We start from the raw sequence: 3,851 nt of genomic DNA on the forward strand, positions 1-3,851 counted from the left end.
CGCGATACGACCGATGCGCCCACACCTTCTTCTCTGCCATATGCATCGCAGCAGTCGTCATCTTCTGGCTGTGATCAATGAGTCCTGAGCCTAGCGTACCTGCAACCAGTACCTCGCTCAACAGTAGGCTGCCCGATCGCCTCACCAGGAAGTGGCGATGCGCATGGCATTGGTGATGCAAGAGGCGCAGTTACACTCCTGCCCTGCAACGAAGAGCAGAGTGGCTCGGCGCTTGAACGGCGCGTTAAACGGGCTGGTCCCCGATCTGCGCCTAGATGACACAGTTTGGCAGCGAATCGGGTTTCCCCGAAGTACGAGACGCTCTCGCCGCGGCCTCCTTCGCTGTTCCCAGCCAAGTGGACCTTGTTTACGCTCCTGCAGCAGTTCCATCCTCGTATCGCGAAATCCTGACGGGTGCTATTTGCAGAGTTAAAAGATCAGGTGGGGACGTCGATCATGCGCATCTCATTACTGGACGCCAACTCAATGGGACGGCGCCTAAAAGCGCTGATCGGGAAGCACGATCACATTTCGATGGCGGTGGCGTGGGGACAATTGACCGACGTTGCCGACACTCTGCTAGCTCACAAAGCTCGCATTGAGACTGTCCTCATCGGGCTCGACTTCTCTGCCACAGATCCCGATCTTGTCGATCGCCTTGTAGGGGTACGTGGTGCCTATGTCGCGAAAAACCGACCGGGCTGCTTTCATCCGAAGATCTACTATTTTACCACAGACATGAAAGCAGAAGCGATCGTCGGCAGCGCCAACTTTACCGGTGGCGGCCTTGGCAAGAATTTCGAGGCAAGCGTTCACGTTAAAGGCAACATCGATGATGCCTTTTTTGCGCAGATCCGAGACCAGTTTGATGCCTATAAACCGCTGCATCTGCCGATCACCAAATCGCTTGCGACGAGCTATCGCCGCCAAGCAGAAGCCGCCCTCAGCAAGCCGAGGCCGAGGAACCCGACGCTGCCTGATGAGAAGAAGAGCTTTGAGCGCTTCAACGCAGCGCTCTCGACGATGTCTTGGGCCACATTCACCGAGAAGGCCCGAGCCGATCGCCACCACGACTTCACCAAACGGATGAAGCTGCTGCGGATCATCCAGCAGATGTTTGTGAAGGCCGTCTCGATCGCTGACCTCTCCGTCGTCGAGTGGAAGGGTATCGCCGGTACTATCGGCGAGGGCGAAGCCTTCGAGGCCGGCCTCGACGATCTCGACTGGGGCTGGTTCGGATCAATGGGCGGCGCTGGCACTTTCGCCCAGCTGATCGGAGAACAGAATGCCGAACTCGCTGCGGCGCTCGACATGATCCCACGGCGCGGCGACGTCACGGAGGATCAGTTCAACAAATATGTCGGAGCCTTCACCGCCTCGTTTTTAGGTCGCGCCCGGATCGCCCGGCTAGCGCCTGCGACCCGGCTGCTCGCGATGAAGCGTCCCGACGTCTTCGTATGCGTGAACGGCGAAAATCGGCGGGGTATTGCCGAAGCGCTCGCGTTCGCGCCGACAACCCTCAATCTCGAAAATTACTGGGAACGCGTCATTGAACCGATCCGGCAGGCTCCCTGGTATACAACGCCGCGTCCGACGGACCGAAACCGGGATCTGTGGGATGCGCGCGTGGCAATGCTCGACGCGATCTACTACGCACCGTCGCGATGAGTACGCTTGAAACGGATACAGGCAGGTCTTGCAACCAACTCTAAACAGTCACCGCGATTTATTGTCTACCAGGCACACGGACCGACAGCAGTTAAATAGGTCTGAATCGGCCAGGCCGCTTTCCACCCCATTCCAGACTTACCCAACGCAGTTTTGCAATGTCCGCGATAGGTCAGAATCGGTGATGGCCAGTGAACGGCTCAAGCCGTCGTCATAAGGCGTCGCTGCGGATCGCCGCAGGCAACGATCTCTCGTCGCGACGCGCGGATGTCCGCCGCCGCCCGCAGAAACCCGCCACCGGCTTTCAAACCACCTTTAACGCGCCTCCCACGCGCGGGATATTGGCGCCATCCCCGCTGTCGGGCTAACGTCCCCCCGTTCCCCCCGATTTGCCCCCCCTCCCGGCGACACCTGTCGCCCATGATCCGCGCCCGCCGGCCCGGCATGGTCGGGGCATGTCGAACGCCGTCCATACCCACATCCTGACCGTTCTCGCCGCCGGCCCCACGGACGCCGCGCCGGAACGCATCATGCTGTTCCCGCAGGGCGGGGCCATCCGCACCCGCGACGGCCGGGCGTTCGCCATCGACTTCGCCCGGCTGATGGCCCGGTTCCAGGCCGATGGCCTGAAGGTGCCGCTCGACATCAACCACGCCACCGAGATCCTGGCGCCCAAGGGCGAGCGGGCGGACCCGGTGGGCTTCGTCACCGCGCTGGAGCAGGACGGTGCGGCGCTCTATGGCCGCGTCGCGTGGATCGACCCCGCCGCCGCGCCCGCGCTGCTCAAGGCCTATCCCTATGTTTCGCCGGCCTTTCCCGCCCCGAACGGCGAGGCGCTGTGGCTGAAGAGCGTGGCGCTGGTGGCATCCCCGGCGCTCGCCGCCCAGCCGGCCTTGGCGCAGGCCGATCCCTCCCACATCCCGGAGATCCCCATGAAGACCGTGCTTGCCGCGCTTGGCCTGGCCGAGACCGCGAGCGAGGCCGAGTGCCTCGCCGCCGTCACCACCCTAAAGACCTCGGCCGATCCCACCGCGCATGTGCCCAAGGCGGTGCATGAGGCGGCGGTCGCGCAGCTCGCCGCCGTTTCCACCGAGCTGGACACCCTGCGCACCACCCAGCGCACCAGCAAGGTGGAAGCGGTGATCGAGGGCGCCCTGCAGGCCAAGAAGATCCTGCCGGCGCAGCGTGACCATTACGTCGCCTTGTGCGCCTCCGATGCCGGCCTTGCCGCGGTGGAGCAGCTGCTGGCCTCGGCGCCGGAGCTGCTGGGCGCCTCAGGCCTCGGCGGCAAGACCCCGCCGGACGGTAATCCGGCGCTGCTCAGCGCCGAGGATCACGAGGTGATCCGCCAGTTGGGCCTCACCGAAGCCGAGTTCCGCGCCGCCAACGGCCTTCCGGCCGCCTGATCGTTAGAAAGGCTCCCCCATCATGGTCGCTCTCACTGCCCCCCGCGTCGTGTCCGAGAAGGCCGGCGTCACCTCCACCGCCCCCGTCGCCGCTGACGTGGTGATCCATGGCGGCGCCGTCACCGTCAGCGAGGGCGGCCTCGCCAAGCCGGGCAAGACCGGCCTTGGCCTGATCGTGCTCGGCATTGCCGATGCCACCGCCGACAATTCCGGCGGGGCGGACGGCGCCATCAGCATCACCACCCGGCGCGGCACCTTCCGCCTGTTCAACCTCGCCACCGATGCCGTGACGGCGGCCGAGATCGGCAAGCCCTGCTTCCTGGTGGATGACCTGACCGTGGCCAAGACCCATGGCGGCAACACCCGCTCGGAAGCCGGCGCCGTGATCGACCTGGACGCCCAGGGCGTCTGGGTCCGCCTCGGCTTCTGATCCCAACCCCTACCTAGAAGCGAGAGCCCCATGCCCCGCGTCGTCACGCCCGATCTGATCTCGGCCATCAACAAGGGCTTCAAGACCAATTTCCAGAAGGGTTTTGCGGGCGTCAGCGCGCTCTACACCACCCTGTGCACCGTGGTGCCGTCCACCTCGTCGGAAGAGACCTATGGCTGGCTGGGCGACATTCCGAAGATGCGGGAATGGATCGGCGACCGCCAGGTGCATGGCCTGCGGTCGCACGGCTATGCCATCAAGAACCGCAAGTTCGAGCTGACGGTCTCGGTGAGCCGCGACGACATCGAGGACGACCGGCTCGGCATCTATGCCCCGCGCTTCGAGCT

Annotated in this window: 4 protein-coding genes; all 4 read left to right on the forward strand. The window is 64.0% G+C overall.

All coding sequences use genetic code 11. The features are described 5' to 3' along the window. Nucleotides 1–441 precede the first annotated feature (441 nt). The gene (locus tag YU1_RS0125440) at nucleotides 442–1,668 is read left to right on the forward strand and encodes a restriction endonuclease PLD domain-containing protein (RefSeq protein ID WP_156922480.1); all 1,227 of its coding nucleotides are present in this window, start codon (nucleotides 442–444) and stop codon (nucleotides 1,666–1,668) included. A gap of 455 nt (nucleotides 1,669–2,123) precedes the next feature. Next, a complete protein-coding gene (locus tag YU1_RS32285) occupies nucleotides 2,124–3,074 on the forward strand; it encodes a phage protease (protein WP_051357362.1) in 951 nt (316 codons plus the stop codon). A 22-nt stretch (nucleotides 3,075–3,096) separates the two neighbouring features. After that, nucleotides 3,097–3,504, forward strand: a complete 408-nt coding sequence (locus YU1_RS0125450) for a hypothetical protein (RefSeq protein WP_029006451.1) — start codon at nucleotides 3,097–3,099, stop codon at nucleotides 3,502–3,504. Nucleotides 3,505–3,534: 30 nt separating this feature from the next. Further along, nucleotides 3,535–3,851: Mu-like prophage major head subunit gpT family protein (locus tag YU1_RS0125455; RefSeq protein WP_029006452.1), on the forward strand; the 317-nt coding region annotated here is incomplete at its 3' end.

It is taken from the genome of Azorhizobium doebereinerae UFLA1-100 (assembly GCF_000473085.1).
Taxonomy (GTDB): domain Bacteria; phylum Pseudomonadota; class Alphaproteobacteria; order Rhizobiales; family Xanthobacteraceae; genus Azorhizobium; species Azorhizobium doebereinerae.

Excerpts from the sequence above, each read along its gene's own strand:
- YU1_RS0125450 (WP_029006451.1), top strand. The coding sequence starts at position 3,097 with ATGGTCGCTCTCACTGCCCCCCGCGTCGTGTCCGAGAAGGCCGGCGTC.
- YU1_RS32285 (WP_051357362.1), top strand. The coding sequence starts at position 2,124 with ATGTCGAACGCCGTCCATACCCACATCCTGACCGTTCTCGCCGCCGGC.